This window comes from Geodermatophilus sp. SYSU D01106 (assembly GCF_054049995.1).
In genome coordinates this window covers 42,917-58,529 of record NZ_JBJGYM010000022.1, presented here as the reverse complement: position 1 = coordinate 58,529, position 15,613 = coordinate 42,917, and the positions used below count along the sequence as shown (strand labels likewise).

Annotated in this window: 17 protein-coding genes and 2 tRNA genes; 11 read left to right on the top strand and 8 right to left on the bottom strand. The window is 76.7% G+C overall.

Annotated elements, in window-relative coordinates:
* Window positions 1-6: 6 nt before the first annotated feature.
* Complete coding sequence (locus ACI78R_RS19420) at window positions 7-876, bottom strand: NAD(P)H-binding protein (protein WP_457041951.1); 870 nt, start codon at window positions 874-876, stop codon at window positions 7-9.
* Window positions 873-1,502: an NAD(P)-dependent oxidoreductase gene (locus ACI78R_RS19415; protein WP_457041950.1), complete on the bottom strand. Its 630-nt coding sequence runs from the start codon at window positions 1,500-1,502 to the stop codon at window positions 873-875. Before ACI78R_RS19415 ends, ACI78R_RS19420 begins: the two co-directional genes overlap by 4 nt.
* Window positions 1,503-1,558: 56 nt before the next feature.
* On the opposite strand from ACI78R_RS19415, the gene ACI78R_RS19410 reads away from it, so the two are divergent.
* From ACI78R_RS19410 to ACI78R_RS19395, 4 genes are all read left to right on the top strand, one after another.
* Window positions 1,559-2,017 carry a MarR family winged helix-turn-helix transcriptional regulator gene (locus ACI78R_RS19410; RefSeq protein WP_457041949.1) on the top strand — a complete coding sequence of 153 codons (459 nt, stop codon included), beginning with the start codon at window positions 1,559-1,561 and terminating at the stop codon, window positions 2,015-2,017.
* 110 nt (window positions 2,018-2,127) lie between these two features.
* Complete coding sequence (locus ACI78R_RS19405) at window positions 2,128-3,267, top strand: zinc-dependent alcohol dehydrogenase (protein ID WP_245794385.1); 1,140 nt, start codon at window positions 2,128-2,130, stop codon at window positions 3,265-3,267.
* Window positions 3,268-3,276: 9 nt separating this feature from the next.
* The gene (locus tag ACI78R_RS19400) at window positions 3,277-3,858 is read left to right on the top strand and encodes a hypothetical protein (RefSeq protein ID WP_457041948.1); all 582 of its coding nucleotides are present in this window, start codon (window positions 3,277-3,279) and stop codon (window positions 3,856-3,858) included.
* 10 nt (window positions 3,859-3,868) lie between these two features.
* A complete protein-coding gene (locus ACI78R_RS19395) occupies window positions 3,869-4,060 on the top strand; it encodes a DNA-binding protein (protein ID WP_457041947.1) in 192 nt (63 codons plus the stop codon).
* Between the two features lie 54 nt (window positions 4,061-4,114).
* Here ACI78R_RS19395 and ACI78R_RS19390 read toward each other — a convergent pair.
* Window positions 4,115-4,190: transfer RNA gene (locus ACI78R_RS19390), tRNA-Lys, on the bottom strand.
* A 173-nt stretch (window positions 4,191-4,363) separates the two neighbouring features.
* Here ACI78R_RS19390 and ACI78R_RS19385 point away from each other — a divergent pair.
* The 4 genes from ACI78R_RS19385 to ACI78R_RS19370 all read left to right on the top strand — a co-directional run bounded on the left by ACI78R_RS19385 (window position 4,364) and on the right by ACI78R_RS19370 (window position 7,457).
* On the top strand, window positions 4,364-5,536 hold the full coding sequence (locus tag ACI78R_RS19385; RefSeq protein ID WP_457041946.1) for an Ig-like domain-containing protein: 1,173 nt from the start codon (window positions 4,364-4,366) through the stop codon (window positions 5,534-5,536).
* 61 nt (window positions 5,537-5,597) lie between these two features.
* Entirely contained in the window at window positions 5,598-6,011 is a 414-nt protein-coding gene (locus tag ACI78R_RS19380) for a hypothetical protein (RefSeq protein ID WP_073419079.1), read from the top strand.
* An 85-nt stretch (window positions 6,012-6,096) separates the two neighbouring features.
* A complete protein-coding gene (locus tag ACI78R_RS19375) occupies window positions 6,097-7,179 on the top strand; it encodes a WD40/YVTN/BNR-like repeat-containing protein (RefSeq protein WP_457041945.1) in 1,083 nt (360 codons plus the stop codon).
* On the top strand, window positions 7,176-7,457 hold the full coding sequence (locus ACI78R_RS19370) for a ubiquitin-like small modifier protein 1 (protein WP_457041944.1): 282 nt from the start codon (window positions 7,176-7,178) through the stop codon (window positions 7,455-7,457). Before ACI78R_RS19375 ends, ACI78R_RS19370 begins: the two co-directional genes overlap by 4 nt.
* A gap of 4 nt (window positions 7,458-7,461) precedes the next feature.
* On the opposite strand, the gene ACI78R_RS19365 is transcribed toward ACI78R_RS19370, so the two are convergent.
* Window positions 7,462-7,707, bottom strand: a complete 246-nt coding sequence (locus ACI78R_RS19365) for a hypothetical protein (RefSeq protein ID WP_073419595.1) — start codon at window positions 7,705-7,707, stop codon at window positions 7,462-7,464.
* 93 nt (window positions 7,708-7,800) lie between these two features.
* The gene (locus tag ACI78R_RS19360; RefSeq protein WP_073419081.1) at window positions 7,801-8,037 is read right to left on the bottom strand and encodes a hypothetical protein; all 237 of its coding nucleotides are present in this window, start codon (window positions 8,035-8,037) and stop codon (window positions 7,801-7,803) included.
* A gap of 173 nt (window positions 8,038-8,210) precedes the next feature.
* On the opposite strand from ACI78R_RS19360, the gene ACI78R_RS19355 reads away from it, so the two are divergent.
* Complete coding sequence (locus ACI78R_RS19355; protein ID WP_457041943.1) at window positions 8,211-9,482, top strand: MFS transporter; 1,272 nt, start codon at window positions 8,211-8,213, stop codon at window positions 9,480-9,482.
* A gap of 4 nt (window positions 9,483-9,486) precedes the next feature.
* Here ACI78R_RS19355 and ACI78R_RS19350 read toward each other — a convergent pair whose 3' ends face one another.
* The 3 genes from ACI78R_RS19350 to orn all read right to left on the bottom strand — a co-directional run bounded on the left by ACI78R_RS19350 (window position 9,487) and on the right by orn (window position 12,121).
* Window positions 9,487-11,112: a peptide chain release factor 3 gene (locus ACI78R_RS19350; RefSeq protein ID WP_457041942.1), complete on the bottom strand. Its 1,626-nt coding sequence runs from the start codon at window positions 11,110-11,112 to the stop codon at window positions 9,487-9,489.
* Between the two features lie 184 nt (window positions 11,113-11,296).
* Window positions 11,297-11,372: transfer RNA gene (locus tag ACI78R_RS19345), tRNA-His, on the bottom strand.
* Window positions 11,373-11,431: 59 nt separating this feature from the next.
* Window positions 11,432-12,121: an oligoribonuclease gene (gene orn, locus ACI78R_RS19340; RefSeq protein ID WP_073419084.1), complete on the bottom strand. Its 690-nt coding sequence runs from the start codon at window positions 12,119-12,121 to the stop codon at window positions 11,432-11,434.
* 168 nt (window positions 12,122-12,289) lie between these two features.
* On the opposite strand from orn, the gene ACI78R_RS19335 reads away from it, so the two are divergent.
* Both ACI78R_RS19335 and ACI78R_RS19330 read left to right on the top strand, forming a co-directional pair.
* Window positions 12,290-13,504, top strand: coding sequence for a hypothetical protein (locus ACI78R_RS19335; RefSeq protein ID WP_457041941.1), 1,215 nt, complete (start codon window positions 12,290-12,292; stop codon window positions 13,502-13,504).
* 118 nt (window positions 13,505-13,622) lie between these two features.
* The gene (locus tag ACI78R_RS19330) at window positions 13,623-15,473 is read left to right on the top strand and encodes a hypothetical protein (protein WP_457041940.1); all 1,851 of its coding nucleotides are present in this window, start codon (window positions 13,623-13,625) and stop codon (window positions 15,471-15,473) included.
* Window positions 15,474-15,613: the final 140 nt, after the last annotated feature.

Below are 15,613 nucleotides of genomic sequence, written 5' to 3'. Positions count from 1 at the left end.
CGGGCGCTATGCCCCTGTGCCCTCCGGTGGCCGCCAGGCGTCGGCGTGGTCCTCGACGAACCGGCGCAGGGTGGTCGGCTCGCGGCCGAGGAGGCGGGCGAGGTCGCCGGTGGTGCGTCCGGCCAGGCCGAGCCGGGTGGTCGTGAACAGCAGGGTCATGACCAGGACGAGGCCGGGCGCGACGCCCTGTGCCCGCTTCTCGCGGGCGAAGGCCACGATGCCCGGCCGCGGGTAGACGACCGGACGGCCCAGCACCGCCGACAGGGTCGCCGCGATCTCGGCGAAGGTCGGGGCCTCACGGGCGGTGAGCTCGTAGGCGCGTCCCTCGTGGCCCGGCCCGGTCAGCGCCGCGGCGGCCACCTCGGCGAGGTCGCGGACGTCGACGTGGGCGGTCCGCCCGTTCCCGGCCGGCACGGAGATCCGCGAGCGGTCCCGGATCTCCTCGCGGTGGACGGTGAGCAGGTTCTGGAAGAAGTTGGCCGGCCGCAGGTGGGTCCAGGCCAGCCCGGTGGCCTCCACCCGCTCCTCCAGAGCCCGGTGGGGGAGCAGCGGGTTGCGGCCGGCCGCCTGCACCGACAGGACGACGACCCGCCGCACCCCGGCCGCGACGACCGCGTCGAGGAAGGGCTGCAGCCGGCTCGCCCGGGCCACCTCCGGCGGGCGCAGCAGGAACAGCGCGTCGACGCCCTCGAGCGCGACCGGCCAGGAGGCGGGGTCCTCGAGGTCGAGCCGCACGGGCGGCACGCCCGGGGGCAGCCCGGCGGCCGCGCGCCCGGGGTCGCGGGCGCCGGCGCGGACGTCGGCGTCGAGCGCGGCCAGGCGGCGGACGACCTCGCTGCCGACCGTCCCGGTGGCACCGGCGACGAGGACGGTCACGAGTCGCCGGCCACGACGAAGGGCGCCGACGACAGCCGGTCCCGGCCCTCGGCCAGCTGCACCAGGGCGAGGGCGACGTCGGCCTTCGCCACCGGCGCCGCGCGCAACCCCGGCGCCTCGTCCGTCAGCCGGTAGCTCCCCGTGCCGGGCCGGTCGGCGAGCCGGGGCGGGCGCACCTGCGTCCAGTCGAGGTCCGAGGCGGCGAGCACCCGGTACTCGCCCTCCTTGTCCTCCACGAGGTCGCGGGCCAGCCGGTGGGTCAGGCCCGAGACGAGGCGGGCGCCGCGACCCTTGCGGTCGCCGGGCAGGTCCGCGCCCGCGCCGGAGACGCCGACGAAGCGCCGGACCCCGGCCGCCCGCATCCCCTCGACCAGCCCGGGCAGCGCGGACCGGCCGACGTCCCCGCCCGAGGACCGCGTGACCCCGACGCACCACAGCACCGCGTCCGCGCCCTTCACCGCCCCGGCCACCAGGGCGGCGTCGCGGACGTCCCCGGTGCGCTCCTCGACGCCGGGGGAGTCACCCGCCCGCCGCGCCACGGCGACCACCTCGTGGCCGCGCCCGGCCGCCAGCCGCACCGCGTGCCGGCCCACGCCGCCCGCCGCCCCGAACACCACGATCCGCACCGCGCCCTCCTGCTGTCAGGTCTCCTGACACAAGGGTGTCAGGTAACCTGATGACTGTGCAACCGCCGGACGCGCTGCCGCTGGCCTACCTGCTGCTGCAGGCCGGGCGGGCCTTCGACGCCGTCGTCCGGGAGGACCTCGCGGCGCGCGGCTGGCCGCGGCTGTCGGCCGCGCAGACGCTCGTCTTCGCCCACCTCGGGCCCGACGGCACCGCGCCGGCCGAGCTGGCCCGCCGGCTGGGCACCACGCGGCAGGCCCAGCAGGACCTCGTCGCCGGGCTCTCCCGGCTCGGCCTGCTGGAGACCGTCGACGACCCCGCCCGCCGCCGCGGTCGCCTGGTGCGGCTCACTCCCGCCGGCCGGGACCTCACCCGCGACGCCGCCGGGGTGCTGACCGGCCTGGAGGAGGACCTGGGTCCCGACGCGGCCGAGCTGCGGCGGCTGCTCGGGGTCGCCACCCGGGCGGCTGCCCGCCGGTCCCGTCCCGCCGTCCGCCGGGAGGACACGACCGCCTGACCCCGGCCGGACGGCCCCGGGCCGTTTCCCGGCTCCGGGCCGCGGGCACGCCTGCGGGGACGCCGGCGACCGGCGTCCCGGCACGACGAGAGGGGCGCCGCGTGCGCGCGATGGTCTACCGAGGCCCGTACAAGGTCCGGGTCGAGGACAAGGACATGCCGAGGATCGAGCACCCGAACGACGCGATCGTCCGGGTCACGCTCGCCGCGATCTGCGGCTCCGACCTGCACCTCTACCACGGGCTGATGCCGGACACGCGGGTCGGGCACACCTTCGGCCACGAGTTCATCGGGGTGGTCGAGCAGGTCGGGCCGTCGGTGCAGGACCTGGCCGTCGGCGACCGGGTGATGGTCCCGTTCAACATCTTCTGCGGGTCGTGCTGGTTCTGCGCCCGCGGCCTGTACTCCAACTGCCACAACGTCAACCCCAACGCGACGGCCGTCGGCGCGATCTACGGCTACTCGCACACCACCGGCGGCTACGACGGCGGCCAGTCGCAGTACGTGCGGGTGCCCTTCGCCGACGTCGGGCCGGTCCGCATCCCCGACTGGATGCACGACGAGGACGCCGTCTGCCTCACCGACGCCGCCGCCACCGGCTACTTCGGCGCCCAGCTCGGCGAGATCGCCGAGGGGGACACCGTCGTCGTCCTGGGGGCCGGGCCGGTCGGGCTGGTGGCCGCGCAGTCGTCGTGGCTGATGGGCGCCGGGCGGGTGATCGTCGTCGACCACCTGCAGGAGCGGCTGGAGAAGGCGCGGACCATGGCCCACGCCGAGACGCTCGACTACGACGAGTACGACGACGTCGTCGTCGAGCTGAAGAAGCAGACCGACTTCCTGGGCGCCGACGTCGTCATCGAGGCGGTGGGCGCGGAGGCCGACGGCAACCTCCTCCAGCACGTCGCCGGCACCAAGCTCAAGCTGCAGGGCGGCTCACCGGTGGCGCTGAACTGGGCCATCGACGGCGTGCGCAAGGGCGGCACGGTCTCCGTGGTCGGGGCCTACGGGCCGATCCCCAACGCGGTGAAGTTCGGCGACGCGCTGAACAAGGGCCTCACGCTGCGGATGAACCAGACGCCGGTCAAGCGCCAGTGGCCGCGGATGTTCGAGCACGTGCGCAACGGCCACCTGACCCCGCGCGAGGTGGTCACCCACCGCTTCCCGCTGGAGCACATCGCCGAGGCCTACCACGTGTTCTCCGGCAAGCTCGACGGCTGCATCAAGCCGGTCATCGTCCCCGACGCGGCCTGAGGAGTCCCCGTGACCGAGTCCGACATCCCCAGCGCCTACCTCCGCGACAAGCGGACGCCGACCCCGAGCCGCGAGGAGCTGCGGGCCCGCATCCCCGGCTGGGGCGCCGACCTCGACCCCGCCGACCGGCCGTCGTACCCGAAGCTGCAGTACCCGGCCGACACCGGCGCCCGGTGGGACTTCCCCGCGCGGCAGCCGGGCGCCGAGGGCCGCGAGCGGTCGATCGAGCACGCGTTCGTGACGCCGGTGTTCGGCACCGCGCAGCCGCTGCACGGCGTCTCGGGGGCGGTGCGCCGGTTCGCCTACGCCCGCTTCAGCGAGGGCCGGCTGGCGCACTGGACGCTGCTGGTGGTCGGCGACCGCATCGACGCGTGGGGGAGCACCCTGCGCCAGCTCGCCTCGGGGCGGCCGGTGCCGCCCGCGACCGGGCTCTCCGCGGAGACCACCCACGGCGGGCTCAGCTCCCGGACCGGGCGCTCCGACGCCCGGCACCAGGCGCTCGACCCGCTCGTCACCGCCGGGCCGTGGGTGGTCGGGGCAGGCGCCGCGGTGCTCGGCGTCCGCGGGCTGGTGCGCGCCGTGCGCCGCTAGCCTCCGCGGCATGACGCCGCTGGACTCCCTGCCGCCCATCGGCCGGCCGGCCACCGCCGCCCTGGAGCTGGCCGGTTACACCCGTCTCGACCAGCTGGCCGGTGTGCCGCGGTCGTCGCTCGCCGCGCTGCACGGCGTCGGCCCGAAGGCCCTGCGCCTCCTCGACGAGGCGCTGGCCGAGCACGGCCTGGCGCTCGGCTGAGCCCCGGAGACGACGAGAGCGACCCGTCCCAGGTGGGAGGGGTCGCTCTCGGGGTGGTGCGCCATCAGGGACTCGAACCCCGAACCCGCTGATTAAGAGTCAGCTGCTCTGCCAATTGAGCTAATGGCGCGTGTCGCCCGGCTGGCCGGGCTCCGAGGGGAAACGATACCAGCGCCCCGCGGGAGGTCGCCGCCGGGGCCGGGACGCCGAGACGGTGCCGTTCCGCACATCGAGGGGACACTGGGCCCGGACGCGCCGTGCCCGACCGGGCCGCGGCCGGCCGGGGACGAGGAGGCAGCAGGCGTGCGACGGACAGCGGCGCTGGTCACGGCGGGGGCGCTGGCCCTGCTGAGCGGGTGCACCGGGGCGGGCGGCGAGACCTCCGCGGCGGCACCGACGACCGAGGACGCCCCGCCGGCGCAGGTGTCGCTGCTGCCCGGCGACGGCGCGGCCGACGTCGCGCCGTCCTCTCCGGTGGAGATCTCCGTCACCGACGGCGAGCTGTCCGAGGTCACCGTCACCGACGGCGCGGGCGCTGCGGTGCCCGGGCAGGTCACCGACGGCCCCGCCGAGGGCACGGAGCTGTGGACGCCGGACGAGGACCTGGCCTACGGCACCACGTACACGCTGACCGCCACCGCCGCGAACGCCGACGACGAGCGGGCCGAGGCGCGCAGCACCTTCACCACGGTGACGCCCGCGTCGGTGAGCACGCCCTCGATCGGCCCGCTCGACGGCCAGACGGTCGGCGTCGGCATGCCCATCCGCGTCTACTTCGACGAGCCGATCACCGACAAGGCCGCCGTCGAGAGCCACCTGCTGGTCACCAGCTCCACGCCCACCGACGGCGTGTGGAGCTGGATCAGCGACACCGAGGTGCACTTCCGCCCGTCGCAGTACTGGCCGGCGCAGACCGACGTCACCCTCGACGCCGACCTCCACGGCGTCCCGTTCGGCGACGGCGTGTGGGGCGAGAAGGACCGCACGGTCAGCTTCCGCGTCGGCGAGCGGCACGTCTCCGTGGCCGACGCGAGCACCCACCGGCTGCAGGTCTACGACGGCGACACGCTCGTGCAGGACTTCCCGATGAGCGCCGGCAGCCCCGACAACCCGAGCTACAACGGCCCGCACGTGGTCACCGAGCTCAACGCCGACCGCGTCATGGACTCCAGCACCTACGGCGTCCCGGTCGACAGCCCCGAGGGCTACCGCACGCCGGTCAAGTGGGCGGTGCGGCTGTCGAACAGCGGCGAGTTCGTCCACGGCGCCCCCTGGTCGGTGGCGCAGCAGGGGCGGGAGAACGTGTCCCACGGCTGCATCAACCTGTCGAACGAGAACGCCCGCTGGTTCTACGAGTTCTCCCAGCCCGGCGACGTCGTCGAGATCGTCAACTCCGACGCCGGCACGCTGACCTCCGACATCGCCGACTGGACCGTCCCGTGGGACCAGTGGCAGGCCGGGTCCGCCCTGAAGTGATCTCCGTTTCCGGGCGTCCGCGCCCGGGCACCCCCCGCTCGACCCGAGGAGGGGGACCACCGTGGACACCTGGTTGATCGTGCTCATCGTCGTCGTCGCGCTCGCCCTGCTGGCCGTGCTGGCGCTGGCCCTGGCCAAGCGCAACAGGGTCGCCGGGGCGCGGCGCCGCGAGCAGCAGCGCCAGCAGGCGCGCGAGCACCTCGAGGAGGCGCGCCTGCGCGGTGCGCAGGCGGAGAAGGAGCAGGCGCTGGCCGAGGAGCAGGCCGCCCGCGCCCGCCGCGAGCGCGCCGAGGTCGAGGAGCGCACCCGGCTGGCCGAGCAGGAGGCCCGCCAGCGGGCCGCGCACGCGCAGGAGCACGCCACCGCCGCCGAGAAGCTGCGCGCCGAGGCCGAGAAGCTCGCACCCGGGCTGGCCGACCAGAACGGCCGCGCGCACGTGACCGGTGACGGCCCCGGGGGCGCCACCCGCCGCTGAGCGGCCACCGCTCAGTTCCGGCAGCCGGCCCGGTCTGTCCTCCGAGCGGGGCCGGCCGGGCCCCGCCGGGACCGGGAGGACACCCGTGGCCGACCTGCTCGCCATCGGCACGCGCAAGGGGCTGTGGCTGGCCCGCAGCGACGACGACCGGCGCACCTGGACCCTCGACGGCCCGCACCTGGTGGCCCAGGAGGTGGCCGCCGTCGGGCTCGACGTCCGCGGCGCGGCGCCCCGGCTGCTCGCCGGCGTCCAGTACGGGCACTGGGGGCCGACGGTCACCTGGTCCGACGACCTCGGGCGCACCTGGTCGGAGACCGACGAGGGCGCCATCCGCTTCCCGGCCGACACCGGCGCCGCGCTGGCCCGGGTCTGGCAGCTCCGCCCCGACGTCGCCGCGCGACCGGGCGTCGTGTGGGCCGGCTGCGAGCCGCACTCGCTGTGGCGCAGCGAGGACGGCGGCGAGAGCTTCGCGCTGGTCCGCGGCCTGTGGGACCACCCGCACCGGCCCACCTGGGAGCCCGGCGGGGGCGGCGGCGCCGTGCACACCGTGCTGCCGCACCCGACCGCCGACCGGATGGTCGTGGCGATGAGCGCGGGCGGCGTCTACGCCAGCGAGGACGGCCGCGACGGCTGGACGCCGCGCAACTCCGGGATCACCGCCACCTTCCTGCCCGACCCGGCGCCGGAGTACGGGCAGTGCGTGCACAAGGTCGCCCCCGACGCCGGCGATCCCGACCGGCTCTACGCGCAGAACCACTTCGGCGTCTTCCGCAGCGACGACGCGGGGGTGGGGTGGACGTCGATCGCCGCGGGCCTGCCCGCCGACTTCGGCTTCCCGGTGCTCGCCTCGCCGCGCACGCCCGGCACGGCCTGGGTCGTGCCGCTGGTCGCCGACGCCGACCGGACGCCCCCGGGCGGGCGCCTGCGTGTGCACCGCACCCGCGACGCCGGGCAGAGCTGGACCGAGCTCGGCGCCGGCCTGCCCGAGGCGTCGTGGACGGCGGTGCTGCGCGACGCGGCCTGCGTCGACGAGGGCGACCCGACCGGCGTCTACGTCGGCACCCGCGACGGCTGCGTCTACGCCAGCGCCGACGAGGGCGACACGTTCACCACGGTGGCGCAGCACCTGCCCGACGTGCTGTGCGTGCGCGCGGCCCGGCTGCCGTGACCGTCGAGGTGGTGCTGCCCGGCGTGCTGGCCGACCTGGCCGGCGGCGAGCGGCGGCTGCGGGTCGACCCCACCGCGCCGACCGTCGCCGGCCTGCTCGACGCGCTCGCCGCCCGGCACCCCGTCCTCGAGCGGCGGATCCGCGACGAGGCCGGGGCGCTGCGCCGGTTCGTCAACGTCTACGTCGACGGCGACGACGTCCGCTTCTCCGCGGGCGCGCAGACCCCCGTGCACGACGGCGCGGTGGTGCAGGTGCTGCCCTCGGTCGCCGGCGGCTGAGCGGTCAGAGGCGGGCGAGCTCCGCGCACTCGGCGCACAGCTGGTGCTCCTCGAGCTCGGACGGCGGCCACTCCACCTGGTCGTCGACGGCGACGTAGGCGCCGCACAGCGACTTGCGGCTGCGGCCGTGCACCCGGCCGATCGTGGCGTGCGCCGGCCCGATCTGCCGGGGCTGGAGACCCTCCGGGGTGCCGACCGACCCGACCATCACGACGGCGTGGGCGGTCCCGTAGGCGTAGGCAGTCGTCATGGCGCCAGCGTCCGAGGCGCGGGGCGGGTGCGGCGGCACCCTCCGGGCGCGTGTCCGGCAGCCGGGGCGCAGGAGCCCCGGCTGCCCCGGCCGTCACACCCGCGACGGCACCGGCGCCTGCGCCGGGAGCGCACTGATGCGCGCCGCGGCCGCGCCGACCCACGGCTGGGTGGGGTCGAGCCCCTCCGCCGTGGCGACGGCCCGCACGGCCGACGTCGTCACCTCCAGCGGTGCGCCCGGCACCCGGTCGGAGGCGAGCTCGTAGACGAGCAGCGCCTTGAGGCGGCTCTCCAGCGGGAGTCCGTCGAGGGAGTCACGCCAGTCCGTCATGGAGGACCGGTGCCCGCCCGGCGCGCCGGGCATGCGGCGGCGCGGGACTCCCCGGCGTGTCGCTGCGGCCGGGCGCGTCCGCGTTGCGCCCTGCGCGGACCGGCGCGTGCTGCGGGCCCCCGCGGGCGACGATGGGACCACCGGCCGGACGCGCCGCCGGGGGAGGAGGGCCAGTGACGCTGCCCAGGGCGCTGGTCCCGCTGCGGACGGCGGCCTACCGGCGGCTGGCGCTGTCGCTGGGGCTGTCGCTCGTGGCCAACGGCGCGTGGGCGGTCACCGCGGTGTGGCAGGTCGTGGCGCTCGGCGGCGGGCCGGCGGAGCTGTCGCTGGTCACCGGGCTGGCCGCCGCCGGGACGCTGGCGGCCACGCTGCCCGGCGGGGTGCTGGCCGACCGGGTGCCGCAGCGGCACCTGTTGCTGGCGGTCACGCTGCTGTCGGCGGTGCCGGTCGGCGCGGCGGCCCTGCTGTCGCTGGCCGGCGAGCTCCCGCTCGGCCTGCTGGCCGTCGTCGGCCTGCTCGGCGGGGTGGCGCTGGGCCTGCACTACCCGGCGTACTCGGCTCTGCTGCCCGCGCTGCTGCCGGCCGACCAGCTGCTCGCCGCCAACGGCCTCGAGGGTGCCATGCGGCCGGTGCTCTACCAGGTGGCCGGGCCGGCGATGGCCGCGCTCCTGGTGGCCGCCGTCTCCCCGGGCGCGGCGCTGCTGGCCACCGCGGGCGCCTCACTGGCCGCCACCGCGTGCGTGCTGGGCCTGCCGCTGCTCCCGGTCGCGCGCGAGCCCGGCGCCGAGCGGCGGCACCCTGCCCGGTCGCTGCTCGGCGACCTGCGCGAGGGCCTGGCCTTCCTCGTGCGCACCCGATGGCTGCTGGCCACGCTGCTGTTCGGCTCGCTCATGCTGCTCGCGACCACCGGCCCGCTGCAGGTGCTCACGCCGTTCGCGCTGCGCGACCGGGCCGGGGGCGGGCCGTTCGAGCACGCGCTGGTGCTCGCCGGCTTCGGCGTCGGCGGGGCGCTCGCCTCCCTCGCCGTCGCCTCCCGGCCGCTGCCACGCCGCTACCTGACCGCGACCATGGCGCTGTGGGCCGCCGGCTGCGCGCCGCTGCTGGCCTTCGGCCTCGCCACGCACGTCGGCGTCATGGTCGGCGCGGCCGTGCTGGCCGGCGCCGGCATCCACGGCGGCATGGTGCTGTGGGGCACGCTGCTGCAGCGCCGGGTGCCGCCCGCGCTGCTCGGCCGGGTCTCCAGCCTGGACTTCGTCGTCTCGGGGGCGCTGGTGCCCGTGTCGGTGGCGCTGGCCGGGCCGCTCAGCGAGGGTGCCGGTGTCGGGCCGGTGTTCCTCGTCGCCGGGCTCGCGCCGCCGGTGCTCGCGCTCCTCACCGTGCTGCTGGCGCGGATGCCCGCCGACGAGGCGGCGCACCCGCTCGACCGGCCGGCGCGGGTGCCCTGACGGCTCAGGCCAGCTGCGCGGCCACCAGCGGCTCCAGCGTCAGGTGCGGCTTGCCGTTGCGCACCATGCCCATGACCCACTTCGTGGTGAACAGCGCGAGCAGCTCGCCGTCGCTGCGCCGCATCACCTCGGTGCCGGAGCTCGCGGTGATGCCCGCGACCGACTCCTCGTCGGTGCGCATGGCCAGCGTGTACGGCAGCGGCTCCAGGTGCACCGGCGCGGAGAACTCCTGCGCCATGCGGTGCGCGGCCACCTCGAACTGCATGGGGCCGACGACGGCGAACACCGGGGACGCGTCCCCGCGGCGGTCGGAGCGCAGCACCTGCACCACGCCCTCGGACTCCAGCTGTTCGATGCCGCGGCGGAACTGCTTGTGCTTGGCGGTCTCCAGGCTGCGGACGACGGCGAAGTGCTCGGGCGCGAACGTGGTCAGCGGCGGGAAGGTGACCGCGCGGCCGGCGTAGAGCGTGTCGCCCACGCGCAGCGCCGAGGCGTTGACCAGCCCGACGACGTCGCCGGGGTAGGCGGTGTCGATGCTCTCCCGCTCGCGGCCGAACACCTGCTGGGCGTACTTGGTCGCGAAGGGGCGGCCGGTCGGGCCGTGGGTGACCACCATGCCGCGCTCGAAGACGCCGGAGCAGACGCGGACGTAGGCCAGCCGGTCGCGGTGCGCGGCGTCCATGCCCGACTGCACCTTGAAGACGAAGGCGCTGAACGGGGCGTCGACCGGGCGCGGGACGCCGCCCTCGTCGGGCCGCCCGGCGGGGGCGGGCGCGAGGTCGACGAGTACGTCGAGCAGCGCGGCCACGCCGAAGTTCGACACCGCGGAGGCGAAGAGCACCGGGGTGGTCTCCCCGGAGAGGAACAGCTCCTGGTCGTGCGCGCCGGAGGTCTCGTCGAGCAGCTCGACCTCCTCGCGGGCCTGCGCCCACGCCTCCGGCTCGCGGGTGGCCGCGGCCTCGGCGGAGAGGACCTCCTCGGGCGCGATCGTCGCCCCGCCGGCGGTCCGGGTGTAGCGCCGGTAGGAGCCGTCGCGCCGGTCGAGGACGCCGCGGAAGTCGCCGGCGATGCCCACCGGCCAGGTCAGCGGGGTGGGGGTGAGGCCGGTGCGCTCGGCGACCTCGTCCATGAGCTCGAGCGCGTCCTTGCCGGGGCGGTCCCACTTGTTCACCACGGTGACGACGGGGATGCCGCGGTGCCGGCAGACGGCGAAGAGCTTCATCGTCTGCTCCTCGAGGCCCTTAGCGGCGTCGATGAGCATGACGGCGGCGTCGACGGCGGTGAGGACGCGGTAGGTGTCCTCGGAGAAGTCGGCGTGCCCCGGGGTGTCGAGCAGGTTGACCACCGCGTCGCGGTAGGAGAACTGCAGCGCCGCCGAGGTGATGGAGATGCCGCGGGCGCGCTCCATGTCCATCCAGTCCGACACCGTGCCGCGCCGGCCGGCCTTGCCGTGCACCGCGCCGGCCTGGCCGATGACCCGGGCGTGCAGGGCCAGCGCCTCGGTGAGCGTGGACTTGCCGGCGTCGGGGTGGCTGATGACGGCGAAGGTCCGGCGCCGCGCGGCCTCGACGACGACGTCCCCGGGGGAGGTCCCGGCGTCGTCGGGGCGGGGCGGGGCGGTCGTGGTCATGCGGAGGTCTCCCGGGGTGGTGCGGTGGTCGCCGGAACGGCGGAGGGGCGGCGGCGCGCACGCCCCGCGGCATACTGGTGCAACAGCCGGGGCGCGCGCCGCAGTCCCGGTCCGACCACGTCGGCGGGATCGGCGTGGGACGCGCGGAGGCCCCGGTCGGCGAACCGACCGGGGCCTCCGGACATGGGGTGAGTGACGGGGCTCGAACCCGCGACACCCAGGATCACAACCTGGTGCTCTACCAGCTGAGCTACACCCACCGCGTGCACTCCCGGGACCCTGCGGCGCCGGGGAGCACGGACGAGGATACCGGAGCCGTTCAGCCCTCCGACGCGGCCGGGGGTGTGACACCGGGCGCGGGCGCCGGCGGGGTGGCGTCGGCGGCGGCCAGCACGTCGGCGAAGGTGCCGGTGACCTCGCCGGCGGCGCGCTGGGCCTGCGACGTCGAGGGGCCGGGGAGGTCGACGAACAGCGTCCGCCGGTAGTAGGCCAGCTCGCGGATCGACTCGATGATGTCGGCCAGCGCCCGGTGCGCGAGGCCCTTCGGCGGCTGGGCGAAGTACACCCGCGGGAACCAGCGGCGGGCCAGCTCCTTGATCGAGCTGACGTCGACCATCCGGTAGTGCAGGTGGTCGTCGAGCTCGGGCATGTCGCGGGCGAGGAACCCGCGGTCGGTGCCGATCGAGTTGCCGCACAGGGGAGCGGTGCGCCGCTCAGGCACCCACCGCTTCACGTACGCCAGCACCTGCTGCTCGGCCTCGGCGACGGTGAGGGTGGAGGCGCGCACCGCCTCGGTCAGCCCGGACTTCGCGTGCATCTCGGTGACGACGTCGGCCATGCCCTCCAGGTCGGCGTCGTCGGCGGAGATCACCAGGTCCAGGCCGGGGTCGAGGACGTTGAGCTCGGAGTCGGTCACGACGACGGCGACCTCGATGAGCTTGTCCCGGCCGAGGTCCAGCCCGGTCATCTCGCAGTCGATCCAGACCAGGTGCCCGCCGTTGTCCGCCACGGCGACCGACCCTACGTCGCGTCCGCCGTGGCGTCCCGTCCGTCCCGGCCGCCCCGTGCGCCCGCCGTCTACCGCACGCGGCACACCGGTGCCACTCGAGGGGTCGGAATCCGCCGTCCGCGCCGGTAGCCTCGGCCCATCCCGACCCGCTTCCCTGGGAGTCCCGTCGTGCCCCGACCCGCCCCCTCCGCGCCCGCCCGGACCGTGCCGCCGGCACCGGGCTCCCTGGGTGCCGGGCTCCGGCACCCGGTCGCGCTGCTGCGCTGGCTGTGGCTCGCCTACATGACGCCCGGCCGGCCCGGGCGCGGGACCACCCAGCAGGAGCTGCGCTGGATCTACACCGCCTGGCTCGGCGCGTTCCTGCTCAAGATGCTCGGCTCGTCCTGGGACGTGTCCTGGCACTTCAAGTGGCTGCGCGACGACCTGGCGCCCCCGCACCTGCTCAACTCGGCGGGCACCGCGGTGGTCATCGCGCTCGTGGTGTTCCACAGCTACACCGGCTACGGCGTGGACCGCCGCGCCCTGCGGCTCATGCAGGTCGGCATCGCCACCTTCCTGGTGGCCATCCCGATCGACATCCTCAACCACCGCATCAACGGGCTCGACATCACCAGCTGGAGCCCGAGCCACGCGCTGCTCTACATCGGCACGGCGATCATGCTCGCCGGCGCCGTCCGCGGCTGGTGGCTGTACGCCGCGCCGGGCCGGGTCCGCGACCTGGTGTCGCTGGGGCTGTGGCTGTTCTTCGCCGAGAACGTCGTCTTCCCGAACCAGCACCAGGAGTACGGCGTCCTGTCGCTGCGCGCCTACGAGGCGGGGGAGACCACGGCGGAGCAGCAGCTGCTGGACTTCGCCGCCTCCCAGGGCCAGACGCCCACGATGTTCATGTTGCCGGTGCCCTCCTGGGTGCACCCGGCCTGGCTGCTGTGCGCCGGGCTGCTCTCGCTGGTCGTCGCGCGGAAGGTCGTCGGCCTGCGCTGGACCGCGACCACAGTCGCCGGGGTCTACCTCGCCTACCGCGCGGTGATGTGGCTGGGCCTGGTGGCGCTGGACTTCCCGCCGTCGGTGCTGCCCCTCGTGCTGCTCGTCGGGGCGGTCTGCATCGACCTCGCCGTCACCTTCCGGCTGCCCGGCTGGAGCGCGGCGCCGGCCACGGCCGCCGCGGTCTACGCCGCCGGCTGGCTCCAGGACGCGGCCGGGCTGCTGCCGCCGTGGAACTGGTCGTGGTGGTCGATCGCGCTGGTCCTGGCCTCCTTCACGGCGCTGTGGACGGCGGTCGACCTGGTCGCCCACAGCCGCTGGCTGGCCACCTGGCGGGAGCCGGTCGAGCCCGGCCGCACCGCCGAGCCGGCCCCGGCCCTGGGCGGCGCGCCGACCCGCTGACGTCCCGGACCGGCCCGTCACATGACGTAGCGTCGGTCGCGGACGCCCGTCTGGGCCCGTCCCCGGTCCGCGCCGCGCCCGTGCGCCCGCGCACCCCACCCGTTCCCCGGAGGACCCCGTGCTGCCCCTGACCCCCGTGCCGCCGCAGACGGCGGGGGAGCGAGCACTGTTCGCCGAGCTCACCCGCTGGGACCGCGGGGGCGCGGTGCGCGGCGCCGTCGTCGCCTCGCTCCCCGTCGTCGACGGGCCGATGGAGCGGCGCATCTCCGACGCCGTGCTCTTCGTGCCCGAGGGCGTGGCCGTCGTCCGGGTGGCCGAGGTCCGCCAGGGCGGCGTGGTCACCGCGACGCCGGAGGGCTCCTGGACGATCGGCCCGGGCGCCGGCCCCGGTGAGGTGCTGCAGATCGCCGGCGGCGGCTCCACGCCGCTCGACGGCCTGATGCGCGCCGGGATGGACGCCGCCGTGCGGCTGCGCCGCGCCGGGCTGGAGCCGGGGCGGATCGCCCGGCTCACGGTGCTCGTGGGCGACCTCACCGGTCTCGTGCCCGCCGACGGCGACCTCGGCGACGGCGACCAGGTGGCCCTCCTCGAGTCCCGCTCGCTGCTGCTCGGCGTCTCCCGCGCGGCCCGCTACGCCGGCGTGGACAACCCGCGGCTGTGGACCACCGCCGACGTGCGCGCCGCGCTGTCCGCGCTGGGCTACGAGGGCCGCGGACCCACGGTCGAGGAACTCAACGGCGAGGGCTTCCCGTACTCGCCGTACGTCCTGCGCCGCCGCGAGCTGCTGGCCCCGGCGGCGATGGCGGCCTCCGCGGCGGGCGCCTCCCCGGCGGCTCCGCCCGCCCCGTCCGCCCCCGCGCCGCCTCCGGCCGTCCCGGCGCCCGCTCCGGCGCGGGCGCCCGGCGGGCCGCTGGTCGACCCGGTGGCCGCCGCGGCCGTGGCCGCCGCCGCCATCCGTGCCGACGAGGAGGCCGCGGCGCGGGCCGCCGCCGCGGGGCTCGCGCCGGCGTCCGCCGGCCCCGGCACGCCGCCCGCCGCGCCGCCCGCGCCTCCCGCCGCGCCGCCCGCGCCTCCCGCCGCGCCGGTCCCGCCCCCGGCGGCGCCGGCCACCGCCCGCTTCGACGCCCCCGCCGTGCAGTCCGGCGCGGCCGCCCCGGCACCCGCTGCCGGTCTCGCACCCCCGCCCGAGCAGCCCGCCGACCACACCGGCGGGCTCGGCGGCCTGTTCGGTGACGACCCGACCGGGCCGCCCGGTGGCGGCTGGCCGCACGCCGTCCCGGCCGCGCCCATCGCGCCGCCGCCGGCCCCGCTCGCCGGCCCGCGGGACCGCCCGCCGTCCGACCGCCGGCGAGTGGTCCTGCTGGCCGTCGCCGGCCTGGTCGTCGTCGCGCTGCTGGTCGGGCTCGTCGTCGGCCTCACCGGCGGCGGGGACGGCGACGCCGCCGCGCAGGAGCCGCCCGCCCCGACCAGCGCGCCGGCCACCCCCACGGCCACCGGGCCGACGCCCGGGACCACCAGCGTCCAGGACGGGCGCACCTACGTCCTGCAGCAGGTGCAGACGGCCGACACCTGCCTCGGCAACGCCTACGGGGACGTCGCCTCCTTCTTCGAGTCCACCGACTGCGCCGGGCTGTCCCGGGCGCTGTGGTCCACCGACGTCGAGGGCCGCGACGTCGTCGTGTCGGTGTCGACGGTCGACATGGGCGACGCCGCGGCCGCCCGCCAGCTGCGTGCGCTCGCCGACACCAACGGCAGCGGCAACGTCAGCGACCTGCTGCGCGAGGGCGTGCGCTACCCCGGCGGGCCCGACGAGCTCTCGCGCGCCGAGTACGCCAGCTCCGTCGCCGGCACCGTGGTGACGATCGTGGAGTCCTCCTGGGTGGACGGCGGGGACGGCGACACCGCCGACCTCGACGTCGTCGCCGGCACCGGTCTCGCGCTGCCGATGCCGGAGCCGTCCGCCGGCTGAGCGGTCCGCCGGACCCGGACGGTCACGTCCGGCCCGAGTGACCGGTGGGAACGGCGGGACGTCGCCGCAGGTCGCCGCGGCGTGTCGGGTCTCCCGGGGCTGTCGGCGCCGGGGGGCGCGGCACCCTCCGACCGGCTCCT

Excerpts from the sequence above, each read along its gene's own strand:
- ACI78R_RS19405 (WP_245794385.1), top strand. The coding sequence starts at position 2,128 with ATGGTCTACCGAGGCCCGTACAAGGTCCGGGTCGAGGACAAGGACATG.
- ACI78R_RS19395 (WP_457041947.1), top strand. The coding sequence starts at position 3,869 with ATGACGCCGCTGGACTCCCTGCCGCCCATCGGCCGGCCGGCCACCGCC.
- ACI78R_RS19365 (WP_073419595.1), bottom strand. The coding sequence starts at position 7,707 with ATGACGACTGCCTACGCCTACGGGACCGCCCACGCCGTCGTGATGGTC.
- ACI78R_RS19360 (WP_073419081.1), bottom strand. The coding sequence starts at position 8,037 with ATGACGGACTGGCGTGACTCCCTCGACGGACTCCCGCTGGAGAGCCGC.
- ACI78R_RS19350 (WP_457041942.1), bottom strand. The coding sequence starts at position 11,112 with ATGACCACGACCGCCCCGCCCCGCCCCGACGACGCCGGGACCTCCCCC.